This is a genomic window from Microbacterium sp. SW12, from assembly GCF_055391095.1.
Genome location: NZ_AP024335.1, coordinates 2,963,515 through 2,977,680 on the forward strand (window position 1 = coordinate 2,963,515; position 14,166 = coordinate 2,977,680).

Consider the following 14,166-nt stretch of genomic DNA (forward strand, 5'->3'; position numbering starts at 1 on the left):
CGGCGCTTGCTGCACGTGGCTATGCCGCTCCCGGATGAACCTTTCGACTCCTGGGTCGAGTTCATGGCCCACAGCTATGGGGCCACCGTCGGCGAGATGGCTCGAGCGCTCGGACTGATCGGGAGCGACGGGTTGCCCGCCGCTGGATCCCAATCCTCACGGGCGTGGTCCACCGCGCTCGAACCCCAGCAGCTCCGCAACCTCGAGCTGACGACCGGCCGATCGGGCGACGAGTTCCGTGCCATGACCCGCACCACGTTCGCCGCGAACGCCATCCGCCTCACACCTCAGGGACGCATCAGCGCGTCCTGCCCGGCCACGGGAGTAGCCGCCCGCTACTGCCCCGAGTGCCTCGCCGACTCGGGGGGCCGCTGGCGCCTGTCCTGGCAATTCCCGTTCGGGTTCGCCTGCCCACGCCACAAGCGCCTCCTCGTCGACAGGTGCCCGGGATGCACCCAGCCTCCCCGGCTCCTCGCGCATCACCTCACGCTCGTTCCGGAACCCGGGCACTGTCACAACAGACCGCGGACCGACCCGCCGACGTTCGGCGCGCGTTGCGGAGTCGATCTCACCTCGAGCGAGGAGTTCGTGGCGGCGGACTCCGAGACTCGCGAAGCGCAACGTGCGATCTTGAGGGTCATCGCTACCGGCGTCGGCGAGTTCGGCATCTACGCCGGCGGTCGACCGAGCACCGTCCAGGTGCTGTCCGACATGCTGCTGCTGTCACGCGCGGCACGACAAGCGCTCGTCGACGGAGAGCAATTCGAGTGGATGCCTGCGGGTCAGGTTGACGTGAGACCGATCGCGTCTCACAAGCGCACCGGCAAGGTGGATCTGCGGCCAAGCACTGCCCGAGAAGTTGCTCTCGGCAACACGATCGCCTTCGTTGCGCTGCAGTCGGGCGATCGGGTCACTGACCTGCTGCGCGGACGCGTCAGCGTCCACACCGCGCTCGATCACTACTCCCCGCCACTGCGCGATCACGTGAGCCGTGCGCTCGGTCGAATGAGGCGTCCTACTGCGACCCTTCAGGCGGTGACGATGTCGGTGGTGGATCCGGCCGCGAGAGCCGCAAAGCTTCCCGCCGTCCTGTGGCCCGAATGGACCTCACGCCTCGCACCGCGGCGTCTGGATGCGGAGATCGCCGGCGGTGCGCTGGCGGCGGCCGTGGTCTTCGTGGGCACCCGCCTCACTCACGGCTCGGCCATCAAGCTCCTCGATCCCGCAGCTCAGGGACGCCAGGTCAGCCACGTCATGCGCTCGCTCGGACGCAACGCACCGGAGGCTGACACCATCCGCGCGATCGCTCGCCTGGCTGCGCTCCTCGATGAGACCGCGACCCCGATCGACTTCTCACGCCGGCGGGTCATCGACTACTCCGGCCTCCTGCCCCGCGACGCGTGGCACGAGATCTGCCGGACCGCGAACGTGCTGCCCGGTGGGGATCGGCGATGGCAGACCGCCCGCGCGCACCTTTATGCCCTACTCAGCGGCAATCGCGTGGCGCGGGCGCCCTTCGCTCACGAGGCGAGCTACCCCTCGTTCGCCGAGCTTCGTTCGTTCCGTGACGGACTGCCGGAGGTCGTGTCCAGTGTGCTCAATGATTGGGCGACCGCATTCCTGAAGGCACGGCACGTCGACGAGCCAGTGGAATGGATGCCGGACCTCGAGTTCGCCGGTCTCGCTGTTGATGTCTCCGCGTCGGGTCGAAGCGAATGGCCGCAGGCTCGCCCCGCGCGGGGCGTGGTTAGGCCGAACCACGCGGTCGCGGCATACTCCGCGGGACGGTCTGTGCGAGAGATCGCCTTCGAGCACGGTGTCGCCCGTCAAACCGTTAGCCGCGTGCTCGATGAGGCTGGCGTCGAGCCCCGCATCGGTCGACGGAGGGCTGACATCGATGTGGATTGGCTGCGGCAGCGGTACATCGACGAGCGCCACACCATCCCCGAGATCGCCGCCGAAGTCGGCGTGACGATGACCACGATCAACCGCCACCTCGAGGCCGCCGGGATCCCGCGTCGAGCCCGCGGAAGCGCGAGCAGAGCGACCGCGATACGGGTTGACCCGCGCGCTGGCGACTCACCGCTGCTGCGCCGGATCCTCGTCGGACAGGACGCCACGCAGCGCGCCGAACGATTTCTCATCGTCGCCCGTCACGACACCATGACGGCCGCCGCGGCCGAGCTTGGAGTGACGCTCAGCATCCTCGCGAACCAGATGAGACGGATAGGGGTCGATGCCGGCGGCCCGCTCATCCAGCGTGCGCTTCGAGGTCAGCCCCTCACCCTCACCGAGCTCGGCGTCGAGGTACACAACGAGTTGTCGCGCGCCTTCGGCCTCAGCGAAGCCGAAGATCCGGCGCGTCCGGCGGAAGGATCTCAGTGAGCTCGACGCCGAGCGCCTGCGACATCGCGAGCAAAGTGCGGATCGTCGGGTTCGCCGGCGTGCCCGGCTTTGACTCGCCCTTCTCGTACTTCTGGTACGTGTAGCGCGTCAGCCCCGACCGGTAGGCGACGTCCTCCTGGCTGAGTCCGCGCTCGTGGCGGAGTCGTTGAAGGTTCGTGGCGAGTTGGCCGGCGTAGTCGCTCCAGGCTGCATCCTCGGGTCGGGTCCGCTTTGCCACCGATCCAGCGTTCCTGCGAAGTGAGCTAGGTATGGCCTAATCGGTATGGCATTCGCTCGAGTGGTTCCGGCACGCGACCTGTACGCCGACGACTCCCTTGGAGCGACCGAAACGTCTCTACTTCTCAGCGCTGTCGGCCACCGATGAGACGACGAGATGAGCGCGCCCCGTCCGCCTGCTGTGCCGACCCTTCGTGCGCGTAGATGTCGGCGGCTCGCCGATATGCAGATCTGGACCAGATTTAGGTGCCATACTGACTTGACCAACGAAAGGGCATCGGCCATGGCAACCGTGACCGTATCAAACTCAGACGTGGACGCTTCCGATCTCCCGACCAAGGAAGAGATCACCGAGACGTTCGAACGACTCGGCCTCGCTGGTTCAGGGCCTTCCGGCTACCAATACATTTCGGCGTGGAATGCGTCCCCTCCAGCGCAGATTTTCAATGTAGTCCGCACGACCACCTCGTCGCCGCGGTAATGCCGAGTTGGCCGGACGTCCAAACGGCGATCCAACAGCACGGTGGGCCCCATGACGCGATCCGCCGACAGTATTTGGCGGAGATCCAAGCGCTCACTGGCCGAAACGTCATCATCTACTACTCGGGCTGGCTTGAGAAGCAGAACCTGATCGCCCACGGGATGCAGGGCTTCGAGATCAACGATGGCGACAAGACAGGCTTCATGAGCACCGTCCATCAACTCGACCGCGATAAGGGCCTGGACCTGATCCTCCACACGCCTGGCGGTGACATCGCAGCATGCGAGTCGCTGGTCGACTACCTGCGAACCATGTTCAAGAACGACATCCGTGTCATCGTTCCCCAGCTTGCGATGTCGTGCGGCACGATGATCGCGCTGGCCGCGAAGCAGGTCGTGATGGGCAAGCATTCGAGCCTCGGGCCGATCGACCCTCAGATCGGTGGGATTCCTGCCCACGGCATCATCGAGGAATTTGATCAGGCCAAGAAGGAGATCGCCGCCAACCCCGCCACGATCCCCGTTTGGCAGCCCATTATTGCGAAGTACAATCCGACCTTGGTGGGCGAAGCGGCCAAGGCGATCAAGTGGTCGGTCGACATGGTTGATGACTGGATGCAGACCTGCATGTTCGCCGGGAAGCCCGACGCTGCTGCGCGGTCCAAGAAGATCCTCGATGAACTGGGCGACCACGCGCTCACCCTTTCCCACAGTCGGCATATCTCTTTGACGAAGGCGAAGGATCTGGGCATCGAGGTGTCGCCCCTTGAGGACGATCAGGATCTCCAAGACTTGGTGCTCGGCCTGCACCATGCATGCACCCAGACACTGACTGAGACCGGCGCGTTCAAGATCATCGAGAACCATCTCGGGGTCGCGGTGATCAGTGTCGTCAATCCATCGAGGTGAGTTGCGTAATCACGTGGCGCTGACTCGTGCGATTGATCGCTCGTCGCGCACTTTCGGCGCTGGGCCGAAAGGTGAGTCCTCACATACGGACGAGGCACGACGTCGGGCATGTCAATAGTCACCACCGGCCGGTCCCCGGCGCGAAGCGCGTCCGTTTCACGGATCGCATCGTCAGGGGCTGCTCAAGGGATCTGGCCCGTCCCAGAGGCGGTTGAAGGTTTCCTCAACTTCGGGCCAGAGCTCCCGTATCGCGTCCTCTACCGATGAGATCGCGTCGGAGGTTGGTGAGAACACGACGAACTCGTGAGGGATGACACGTCCGGCGGAGTCGCGCCTGCCCAACGGGTCGGGGAATCGGGCGGCGACGACGTCGCCGCCCCTTCTGTAGGCGGGCATCACATTCTCGACACCGGCGAAGCGGCGGAGGTACTCTCCCCGCGGATCCTCGAAGCCGGCATCGAACAAGAACCGAAATCCCCAGGTTCTACCGCGCGTCGCCCAGATGAACGTCACCTACTGCTCCGGAGAAAGACCTCTTCGGCTTCGGCTTCATCGAGCTTCAGCTGGAAGCCCGTGAGGGTGCTCCGCAGGTTCTCGTGCTTGGAGACCGCATCTCGGTTGGCCGCTGTAAGTTTGTCGCCGCCCATCTTTGCCAGATCCTCAATCGCAGAGCCGAAGTGAGTAAGGATGAGCCCGAGGGAGGTGAGAAGCTTGTTGTCCTTGCCGGCGAGCTTCGTTGCCAGAGCGCCCAGTCCGCCGAGCGCGGCGGCCATCGAGACGCCTCCCGCGACAAGATGCTCGTAGACCTTGCCCCGATCCGTCATCCCCTTCGCCCACTTGACGTGACGCTCAAACGGCAGCATGGCAGCGAGTGGAAGGATCAGGTCGAGCCCCACGCGCTCCGTGACCTCGATCTTGCCGGGCTCGAACTTTGCGGACGAGAGCAAGATGAAGTCCTCGCCCACTGACAATGCTTCGGGCGCCTCGATGAAGCTCGCAAGCGTGCTCTCGAGCTCGTTGAGTTCATGGGTGGCTTTGTCGATAACGAGGTCGCGAAAATCGATCACGCTCATGTCCGGGAGCAGGTCGCACTTCGAGAGGGCCAGCACCCAGATTCTGGGGAACTCGACGAACTTCTTGCCTCCCTCGAGCAGATCGTCTCTCATCAGGCGGAGACCGTTGCTCACATTGGCGAGGAGCGATTTCAAGTACCGCTCCTCCTCTCCGGCGTTGTCAAGGAGCCGTTGCCCATCTACGAGGAGCAGGGCGACATCCGAGCGAAGGAGCCGCCGGAATGTGGCGACACGCGCATCTGCCTCGGGTCCCTCGAGATCCTGAGCGAACCATTCGCCGGGGTAGTCATGCCAGGCAATCTGCACTGCATCGAAGGGGCGACGCTTCTCGTCGTCTCCCTGGGGAGAGTCCTTTGCCCTGACCGTGAAAGCGTAGGTTTCCGAGTCGAAGCGGGTGGTGAGTGGAACAGTCGCAGACCCGCGCATCCCGAGGTACGCCTGGTACAACGAGCGACCCTGGGACTGCTTGTCCGCGACTACTTCGTAAGGGTGCTCGGCCTTGTACGCCTGTTGCTGTGTCGCCCCATAGAACGATGAGACCAGGACGGTCTTGCCGCTGCCGCTCTCTCCAAAGACAGCAATCTGCTGCTCGATCTTCCGGTTCTTCGCCATATGTGAAACCTACCGAGTCCGGCACGGCCTCCGAGCGAACCTCGAGATGGACAAGTCGCGTGCCACTGGCTGTCGCCGAACATGGACATTTCGTCTCGTCCTGTCCTGAAACCGTCGCTCACGGGTGGACATCTCCGAGCGGTTCCTACACGACATGGAACCTACACCTATCCGAAGTCGCCGGGGGCCATGTCGGCGAAGCGCGAGTAATGGCCCTGGAATGCGACGGTGATCGTGTCGGTGGGTCCGTTACGGTGCTTGGCGACGATCAGGTCGGCCTCGCCAGCGCGGGGTGAGTCCTTCTCGTAGGCCGCTTCACGGTGCAGCAGCACGACCATGTCGGCATCCTGCTCGATCGAACCCGATTCACGCAGGTCAGACAGCGCCGGCTTCTTGTCGGCACGCTGCTCGGGACCACGGTTCAGCTGCGACAACGCGATCACGGGAACCCCGAGTTCCTTGGCGAGCAGCTTCAGCGCACGGGAGAATTCCGAGACCTCCTGCTGACGCGACTCGACCCGCTTGCCGCTTGTCATGAGCTGCAGGTAGTCGATGACGACCATCTTCAGGCCGGCGCGCTGCTTGAGTCGGCGGCACTTTGCCCGGATCTCGACGAGGGTCATGTTCGGGCTGTCGTCGATGTAGAGAGGTGCCTCATTGATGCGGCCTCGGGTGGCGGCGATCGTCGTCCAGTCTCGGGAGTCGAGCGTGCCCTTGCGCATGTTCTGCAGCGGCACGGCGCCCTCCGCACTCATGAGGCGCATGGCGATCTCGCTGCGCCCCATTTCGAGTGAGAAGAAGATCGTCGGCATGTTGTTCTTGATCGCCGCGGCCCGCGCGAAGTCGAGGGCGAGCGTCGACTTACCCATCGCGGGACGAGCGGCGATGATGATCATCTGCCCGGGGTGCAACCCGTTCGTGAGCTGATCGAGACCGCTGAAGCCCGTCGGGATGCCGGTCATCTTGCCATCGCGGCCACGCGCGGCCTCGATCTCTTCGAGTGCGGCATCGACCGCGGTCTCGAGCGGCACATAGTCTTCGGCTGCCTCGGCGCCGGTGACCGAGTAGATCTCCGCCTGCGCGGAGTTGACGAGGTCTACGGCTTCGCCCTGCCCGGCGTATCCCATTTGGACGATGCGGGTACCGGCCTCGACGAGACGACGCAGGAGCGCGCGCTCCGCGACGATCGACGCGTAATAGGCGGCGTTGGCGGCGGTAGGGACGATCGAGGTGAGCGTGTGCAGATAGTCGGCGCCGCCGGCGCGCTGCAGTTCACCCGTCTTGATGAGCTCGTCGGTGACCGTGATGACATCGGTCGGCTCACCGTGCGAGTAGAGCGTGAGGATCGCCTCGAAGATCAGTTCGTGCTTGGGGATGTAGAAGTCAGCGCCGCGCAGGGTCTCGATGACATCGGCGACGGCATCCTTCGACAGCAGCATGCCGCCGAGTGCGCTCTGCTCGGCGAGGATGTCGTGCGGCGGAGTGCGCTCGTGCTCACGGGGTCCGCCGAGCCGATCCTCCGAGATGTCCGCAATCGACATGTATCCCCCTTCACTGTGATGACGTCAACCGTCGTGCGTTCACTGCCCGCGACTCGCTGGGGCGAGCGTTCGGGCTGGTTGCCGAGGCCGTACAGCTATCCGGTTTCCGCGCCGAATGCGGATCGCCTCCCCACCGGGCAGGACCACGCTAGGGATGGGGTCCGACACCCGCAACACAGCCTGTGGATAACTTTGTGGAGAAGATGCGGGAAACGCCGTGGAGCTTGTGAGAAGTGCCTGTGGACAAAGCCTGGGGGTCTACGGAAATGGGCATGCGAATATCCACCTGATCTGGGTTTTGTTTTACGCACAGATTGTGGACAAGGTTGTGGTTGAACCTGGGATTGAAGGTTCGCTTCGGGACCGTCCACTGTGTACAAACGGCGGGGATTCTCCTACCAGGGACCCCGCGAACGTGCAAGTAGGACGAGCAAAGGGCGAAACGTCCTGCAGGGGCAAGGGGGATTGTGCTTCACGCGAATCGGCGTCTGATCCCGCGCAAATCGTGCGTTCAATGACCGGCTGTTCGGGGAGCGGAGGCGAACGATGGACACGCATCCTCAGCGGATGACGTCGGCGTCACCGCGACACTGGTCGCCCGACGCCCTGCACGCCGCTGACGCAGAGGGGCGGATGCTGCAGACTGCGTGTCTGCGGCATCCGCCCCCGCGTGGCGTCTCGCGATTACTTCGCGGCGACGACCTGCAGCGTGATCACGGCGGTCACGTCGTCGCGCAGACGGATCGTGGCCTCGTGCTCGCCGACCGACTTGATCGGCGACGTGATGTGGATCTTGCGCTTGTCGAGGTCACCAAAACCGGCGGCCTTGACAGCGTCCGCGACATCCGCGGGCTTGACCGAACCGAACAGGCGGCCTTCGGCGCCAGCCTTGATGGCGAGCTTGACCTTGTTCGACTCGAGGTTCTGCTTGAGCGAAACAGCCTCTTCGTGGTCGTGGATCGCACGAGCCTCGCGTGCAGCGCGGATCGAGGCGACCTGCTTCTCGCCACCGCGGCTCCAGGCCACGGCGAATCCCTGCGGGATGAGGTAGTTACGGGCGTACCCGTCCTTGACCTCGACAACGTCACCGGCGCTACCGAGCCCGGCGACCTCGTTCGTGAGAATGAGCTTCGACATGGGGACTCCTTAGCGGCCAGCGCCGGCGTAAGGCAGGAGCGCCATTTCGCGCGCGTTCTTGATCGCGCGGGCGATCAGACGCTGCTCCTGCACCGAAACACCGGTGATACGACGGGCGCGGATCTTGCCGCGCTCCGAGATGAACTTGCGGAGGGTTGCGACATCCTTGTAGTCGATGACGCCGACCCGGATTGCCTTTGCCGGTGCTACCGGCTTGCCGCCCTTGCGCGGCTTGCGGCGATCGCCGCTTGACTTTCCAGCCATGGGATTTCCTTACGTGTGAACGGATGCCGCGGCATCCGTAGTGCTTAGAACGGGGTGTCGTCGCCGTAGCTGCCGGGGGCAGCCCAAGCGTCGGCGTTCGAGGAACCGGGGGTCGACCAGGGCTCGTCGGCAACCTGACCGCGGGACTGGCTACCGCCACCGCCGCCACCGCTGCTCGCGGCGCGCGTGACCTGAGCTGTCGCGTAACGCAGCGACGGGCCGATCTCGTCGACCTCCAGCTCGATGGCGGTGCGGTTGTTGCCTTCGCGGTCCTGGTAGCTGCGCTGCTTGAGGCGCCCGGTCGCGATGACGCGGGAGCCCTTGGTCAGCGAGCCGGCGACGTGCTCGGCGAAGTCACGCCAGACGCTCGCGCGAAGGAACAGCGCTTCGCCGTCCTTCCACTCATTGGCCTGACGGTCGAAAGTGCGCGGCGTCGATGCGATCGTGAAGTTCGCGACCGGAAGCCCGTTCTGCGTGTAGCGCAGCTCGGGATCAGCCGTGAGGTTGCCCACAACGGTGATGACGGTTTCGCCGGCCATGACGATTACGCCTTCGCAGCCCGAGCCGGTGCGGCAGCCTTGCGGGCAGCCTTCTCTTCGGCGCGCTTTGCCTCCGACGCGACCATCGCAATGGCCTCCTCGGCACGAAGCACCTTGGTGCGCATGATCTGCTCGTTCAGCTTGAGCTGACGGTCGAGCTCCTGCGCGGCATCGCTGGTCGAGGTGAAGTTGACGACGGCGTAGATGCCCTCGGTCTTCTTCTGGATCTCGTAAGCCAGGCGACGGCGGCCCCAGACATCGACGTTCTCGATCGAGCCACCATCGTTGGTGATGACTGCGAGGAACTTGTCGAGGGTCGTGGGGACCTGGCGCTCGTCGATCTCAGGGTTGATGATCACCATGAGTTCGTACTGGTGTGTGTGCGTCACTGACCCACCTCCTTCGGACTAGAACGGCTGTCGGGCATTTCCCGACAGCAGGAGGGTGTGTGCACGTGTCCGGACTGATTCCGCATGAGCGGATGCCGGACAACCTTCACAGTGTATCGGATGCGGCATCCGCGGCCCAACCGGCCGTTCTCCGCTGCCGGTGCGGCCCGGGTCTCAGGCGCGGCGTCCGGGCGTCTCGCCCCGCATCCGCATCACCAGTGCGTGCAGTGGGCTGGTCAGGAACAGCAGGAACATCCACCAGTAGTTGAGCGTCGGGACGATGAGCATCATGAGGAGCGCGACGGTGAAGAGCGCCGTGATGATGACACCGACGATCAGCCCTTCCCGGAGCCGCGACGGCTTCTCGCGGTGCAGCTCGGGGTGATGGATGAGGTAGACGCGCGTCAGGGTCAGCACCAGGCTCGTGACGATGAGCGAACCGACGTACAAGAGCTTTTCGATCGGGTCCGGCTCGAATGTGCTGGTGATCGCCGTGGCCACAGGGAGCCACACGATCGTGAACATCCACAGGATGGTCAGCCACAGCAGGGCCTGGTTCACACGCTCGACCTTCGCGAACATGCGGTGGTGGGTGATCCAGAAGTTGGCGATGAGCACGAAGCTCAGCATGAAGGTGAGCAGGCTCGGCCACTCCGCAGCCACCCAAGCTCCCGCCCCCGACTCTGTGGCGTCGGTCACACTGTCCATGAGCGGCAGGATCAGCAGCGTCATGGCGATCGCCACGACGGCATCCGTGAATGCCTTCAGCCGTTCGGCGGATGGCAGCTCGGCATCCGCCGACCGCTGCTCGTCCGCGCGAGACTCGGCATCCGTCATGCCGCCACCGTACTACCCCGCCGCACCGCCGTATCACCGAGCTGGGGTGGGGCGGCGGAGTCAGGCCGTGCGGCCGAGGCCGAAGTACTCGAGTTCGGCGTCGTTGAGCATCCGCGAACGAATGAGGAATCTCTTGCCGGTCGGACTCTCGACGCTGAATCCGGCACCCCGGCCTGGAACCACGTCCACGGTGAGATGCGTGTACTTCCAGTACTCGAACTGCGACTCCGACATGAAGAACTCGATCGGCTCGATCCCGTCGATGTCCAGGGTCCCGAGCTTCACGTCGCTGGGTCCGGTCATGAACATGCCGACCGGGTAGCACATGGGGGCGCTGCCGTCGCAGCATCCGCCCGACTGGTGGAACATGAGTGTGCCATGCTGCGTCGCGAGTTGCCGCAGCAACGCCGCCGCCTCGTCGGTGACCGCGACACGTTCGTAGGTCCCGATACTGACCATGCTGTCCCTTCCCTTGAGCTAGCCGGTGCCGAACGCAGGATCACCAGGCGCCGGCTGGGTGATTCGCCGGCCGGACGGCGGTTTGATCCTGCATTCGGCACGCGGGGCGACATCCGTGACGGATGCCGCCCGTGGCGTGTCGGCTTAGAAGAAGCCCATCGGGCCTTCGGCGTAGGAGACCAGAAGGTTCTTGGTCTGCTGGTAGTGATCGAGCATCTTCAGGTGGTTCTCGCGACCGATGCCCGACTGCTTGTAGCCACCGAACGCGGCGTGCGCGGGGTACTGGTGGTACGTATTCGTCCACACGCGGCCGGCCTCGATTGCCCTGCCCGCACGGTAGGCGGTGTCGCCCGACCGGCTCCACACCCCGGCGCCCAGGCCGTAGAGCGTGTCGTTGGCGATGTGGATCGCGTCGTCGAACCCGTCGAACGAGGTCACCGAGACGACCGGACCGAAGATCTCCTCCTGGAAGATCCGCATGTCGTTCGTGCCCTCGAACACGGTCGGGGCGACGTAGTAGCCGCCGCTGAGGTCACCGCCGAGGTCGACCCGCTCGCCGCCGGCGAGGAGCTTGGCCCCGCCGTCCTTGCCGATCTGGATGTACGAGAGGATCTTCTCGAGCTGGTCGTTGGATGCCTGCGCACCGATCATCGTCGCCGGGTCCAGCGGGTTGCCCTGGACGATCTTGCCCACCCGCTCGAGTCCGTCCCCGAGGAACTGGTCGTAGATCGAACGCTGGATGAGCGCGCGCGACGGGCAAGTGCACACCTCACCCTGGTTGAGCGCGAAGAACGTGAAGCCCTCGAGCGCCTTGTCGTAGTAGTCATCGTGGCGTACGCGCGCGACATCCTCGAAGAAGACGTTCGCGCTCTTGCCTCCGAGTTCGAGGGTCACCGGGATGAGGTTCTGCGACGCGTACTGCATGATCAGGCGCCCGGTGGTGGTCTCACCCGTGAAGGCGACCTTGCGGATGCCCTTGTGCTGCGCGAGCGGCGCCCCTGCCTCGATGCCGAAGCCGTTGACGATGTTGACGACACCGGCCGGCAGCAGGTCGCCGATGAGGTCGAACAGGAACAGGATGGATGCGGGAGTCTGCTCGGCCGGCTTGAGCACGATGCAGTTGCCGGCTGCGAGCGCCGGCGCGAGCTTCCAGGTCGCCATGAGAATCGGGAAGTTCCAGGGGATGATCTGGCCGACCACACCGAGGGGCTCGTTGAAGTGGTAGGCGACGGTGTCTTCGTCGATCTGGCTCAGCGACCCTTCTTGGGCCCGAAGCACGCCCGCGAAATAGCGGAAGTGATCGATCGCGAGCGGGATGTCGGCGGCGAGAGTCTCGCGGACGGGCTTGCCGTTCTCCCACGTCTCGGCGACGGCGATGGATTCCAGGTTCGCTTCCATCCGGTCGGCGATCTTGTTGAGGATGTTGGCTCGCTCTGCGGGGGTGGTGCGCTTCCAGCTCTGGAAGGCCTTCCATGCGACATCCACCGCGCGGTCGATGTCTTCGACGGTGCCGCGACCGACCTCGCAGAAGGGCTTGCCGGTGACGGGGGTGATGTTCTCGAAGTACTGGCCCTTGATCGGTTCGACGAACTCGCCGCCGATGTAGTGGCCGTATCGGGGACGGTAGGTGGCAACGGACCCGCGCTCGCCCGGCGCGGCGTAGACGCTCGAAACGCCCTCTTCGACGATGGTCATGCTGAGTCTCCTTCGACTGCGTCGCGACGGCCGTCGTCGCGATGGGTCGACGCTAGGTGAGGCAACGTTGCATTCCGTTGCACGGGGCTCACGGCATCCGTTGCACGTGAAACACCCCAGGCGAGTTGCACTTCATTCAGCCGAGTTGTCCCTTATCCAGCCGAGTTGTCCTGACCTGGGCACACCAACTCGGCAAGACGAACACCAACTCGGCGGGGAACGCGTCAGGGGTCGACGCGCTCAAGACGGTCGATGCGCGCGACCAAGCCGGCCCGCTTCGGAGACCTGGCAGGGAGCATGGACAGGCACAGGCGAAGCACCTCGACGTCGTCGGCTCCGGCATCCGTGTCAGCGAAGGCGAGGAGCACATCCAGGCTGGCCTCTGCCAGCATCGCTTCGCGCAGGGTCACCCGGACGGTATCGCGGAACTCCTCGACGCCGGGGGCCGCCGAGTCGGGGAGCACATCGCCGCGATAGGCCGCGAGCGCAACCCGGTGCGCGCCGCGATCAAGGAGCGAAAGCAGCTGATGCGCATCGGTCTCGAGCGGCACCGTGAGCCGGTAGGGCCGGGATTCCGGCGCGAGCGACGGCGCGATCCGCTCGAGAACCTTGCGCAGCCGAACCATCTCGGCCCGCAGCGTCGTTCCCGCATCAGGATCGCCGTACACGAGTTCACCGAGGGATTCGGCCGAGACGCCCTGGCGATGGGTCGCGAGGCACAGCAGGATCTCGGCGTGCCGCGTTGTCAGCTCACTCACCCGCAGGTGTCCGTCTGAGAGGGTCTCGAGCAGGGCGCGGTCTCGGCCGAGCACGCGAAGGGTCGCCACGACGGATGCCGAAGCCGGCCGGGCCCGCCGGGGTTTGGGTGTGTCGACCTCAACCCCGTCCGCGGCAGCGCGCGGGCCGGAAGCCCGCTCCCGCAGACGAGAGAGCAGCAGCTCACCCTCGACGGCACGGGCTGTCGCATCCACCAGCAGCTGCGCTTGGGCCGACGCGGCAGGGTCGCCTCCGGTCACGTCGATGACCCCGAGAAGGCGGCGGGTCTCGGGGTCGTGCACTGGCGCCGCGGTACATGACCAGGGCTGCACGAGCCGGTTGAAGTGCTCGGCGCCGCGGATCTGCACCGAACGATCCAGGGCGAGGGCGGTTCCCGGCGCCGCCGTGCCGACTGCCTTCTCCGACCAGTCGGCTCCGGGCACGAAGCCCATATCGCCGGTGAGGGATCGCAACGTGCGGTCGCCCTCGACCCACAGCAGCCGTCCCGCGGCATCTCCGATCGCGACGATCACCCCCGATTCCTCGGCGGCTCCCGGGATCAGCAGTCCCCGGATCATGTCCATGACAGAACCGAGCGGATGCTGCGCCCGAAGCAGCTCGAGTTCTTCGGCGCTCAGGGCGAGCGGGGGAAGACCCTCGACGCCCACACGTCCGTCGCGCGAACGCCGCCAGCTCTCGCGCACGACGCCCCGCACGTCGCCGACCCGCGCATCAGTATCGTTGCCGAGCACGAACTCCTCGCGGGCGCGCTCGATGATCAGCCTCGAGGCGTCGGGGGTGGTACCCGACCCGGGGGACCACGGCGAGGGCATGGGGACTCCGATCGGCACTG

General features: G+C 65.2%; 14 protein-coding genes. 2 read left to right on the top strand and 12 right to left on the bottom strand.

Annotated features, from left to right (window positions below; all coding sequences use genetic code 11):
* Positions 1-15 precede the first annotated feature (15 nt).
* Positions 16-2,385: a TniQ family protein gene (locus tag MICSW_RS15035; RefSeq protein WP_454132578.1), complete on the top strand. Its 2,370-nt coding sequence runs from the start codon at positions 16-18 to the stop codon at positions 2,383-2,385.
* On the opposite strand, the gene MICSW_RS15040 is transcribed toward MICSW_RS15035, so the two are convergent.
* Entirely contained in the window at positions 2,339-2,623 is a 285-nt protein-coding gene (locus tag MICSW_RS15040) for a helix-turn-helix domain-containing protein (protein ID WP_279071115.1), read from the bottom strand. The genes MICSW_RS15035 and MICSW_RS15040 overlap by 47 nt on opposite strands.
* Positions 2,624-3,036: 413 nt before the next feature.
* Here MICSW_RS15040 and MICSW_RS15045 point away from each other — a divergent pair, with 413 nt between their 5' ends.
* Positions 3,037-4,011 carry an SDH family Clp fold serine proteinase gene (locus MICSW_RS15045; RefSeq protein WP_279071112.1) on the top strand — a complete coding sequence of 325 codons (975 nt, stop codon included), beginning with the start codon at positions 3,037-3,039 and terminating at the stop codon, positions 4,009-4,011.
* 171 nt (positions 4,012-4,182) lie between these two features.
* Here the strand turns inward: MICSW_RS15045 and MICSW_RS15050 are convergent, their stop codons facing one another.
* The 11 genes from MICSW_RS15050 to MICSW_RS15100 form a co-directional block, all read right to left on the bottom strand.
* Positions 4,183-4,524 (bottom strand): hypothetical protein, encoded by a 342-nt coding sequence (locus MICSW_RS15050; RefSeq protein WP_279071110.1) that lies wholly within the window; start codon positions 4,522-4,524, stop codon positions 4,183-4,185.
* Positions 4,521-5,696, bottom strand: a complete 1,176-nt coding sequence (locus MICSW_RS15055; protein WP_279071107.1) for a TRAFAC clade GTPase domain-containing protein — start codon at positions 5,694-5,696, stop codon at positions 4,521-4,523. Before MICSW_RS15055 ends, MICSW_RS15050 begins: the two co-directional genes overlap by 4 nt.
* Before the next feature lie 167 nt (positions 5,697-5,863).
* Positions 5,864-7,237 carry a replicative DNA helicase gene (dnaB, locus tag MICSW_RS15060; protein WP_228179190.1) on the bottom strand — a complete coding sequence of 458 codons (1,374 nt, stop codon included), beginning with the start codon at positions 7,235-7,237 and terminating at the stop codon, positions 5,864-5,866.
* A 684-nt stretch (positions 7,238-7,921) separates the two neighbouring features.
* The gene (rplI, locus tag MICSW_RS15065) at positions 7,922-8,374 is read right to left on the bottom strand and encodes a 50S ribosomal protein L9 (protein WP_228179191.1); all 453 of its coding nucleotides are present in this window, start codon (positions 8,372-8,374) and stop codon (positions 7,922-7,924) included.
* A gap of 9 nt (positions 8,375-8,383) precedes the next feature.
* Positions 8,384-8,638, bottom strand: coding sequence for a 30S ribosomal protein S18 (rpsR, locus tag MICSW_RS15070; RefSeq protein ID WP_195692622.1), 255 nt, complete (start codon positions 8,636-8,638; stop codon positions 8,384-8,386).
* A gap of 44 nt (positions 8,639-8,682) precedes the next feature.
* The gene (locus MICSW_RS15075; RefSeq protein ID WP_228179192.1) at positions 8,683-9,177 is read right to left on the bottom strand and encodes a single-stranded DNA-binding protein; all 495 of its coding nucleotides are present in this window, start codon (positions 9,175-9,177) and stop codon (positions 8,683-8,685) included.
* A gap of 5 nt (positions 9,178-9,182) precedes the next feature.
* A complete protein-coding gene (gene rpsF, locus MICSW_RS15080) occupies positions 9,183-9,539 on the bottom strand; it encodes a 30S ribosomal protein S6 (RefSeq protein WP_228179254.1) in 357 nt (118 codons plus the stop codon).
* A gap of 201 nt (positions 9,540-9,740) precedes the next feature.
* Positions 9,741-10,403 (bottom strand): TMEM175 family protein, encoded by a 663-nt coding sequence (locus tag MICSW_RS15085; protein ID WP_228179193.1) that lies wholly within the window; start codon positions 10,401-10,403, stop codon positions 9,741-9,743.
* 60 nt (positions 10,404-10,463) lie between these two features.
* Positions 10,464-10,862, bottom strand: a complete 399-nt coding sequence (locus tag MICSW_RS15090; protein WP_464496423.1) for a DUF779 domain-containing protein — start codon at positions 10,860-10,862, stop codon at positions 10,464-10,466.
* Positions 10,863-11,006: 144 nt separating this feature from the next.
* A complete protein-coding gene (gene exaC / locus MICSW_RS15095) occupies positions 11,007-12,557 on the bottom strand; it encodes an acetaldehyde dehydrogenase ExaC (RefSeq protein WP_464496424.1) in 1,551 nt (516 codons plus the stop codon).
* Positions 12,558-12,781: 224 nt separating this feature from the next.
* Positions 12,782-14,146: a GAF domain-containing protein gene (locus tag MICSW_RS15100; protein ID WP_228179196.1), complete on the bottom strand. Its 1,365-nt coding sequence runs from the start codon at positions 14,144-14,146 to the stop codon at positions 12,782-12,784.
* Between the last annotated feature and the right edge of the window lie 20 nt (positions 14,147-14,166).